We start from the raw sequence: 265 nt of genomic DNA on the forward strand, positions 1-265 counted from the left end.
ACGAAGAGGCGAATCCGCCGGAGACCTGGTTCTGGCTGGCGATCGAGAAGGCGGTGGAGCACTCGGGCATCGCCTGGACGCACATCCGGCCGTCGGCTGTGATGGGTGCCGTCGTCGAGGGCACCTACCCGGCGACAGGGTCGGACTGGCCTGACACCATCCGCGCCGACGGGGTGGTCCGGGAGGCTTTCCTCGACCAGGGCCACTACCCCTTCATCCACGAGCAGGACCTCGCCGCCGTCGTGGCCGCGGCACTGATCAGCGA

Annotated in this window: 1 pseudogene; it reads left to right on the plus strand. The window is 69.1% G+C overall.

Going from position 1 to position 265, the window contains the following annotated elements:
- Positions 1 to 265, plus strand: a pseudogene (locus KUM03_RS33550) (NmrA family transcriptional regulator); the annotation flags it as partial.

This window comes from Streptomyces sp. AC602_WCS936 (assembly GCF_019049125.1).
Lineage (GTDB): Bacteria > Actinomycetota > Actinomycetes > Streptomycetales > Streptomycetaceae > Streptomyces.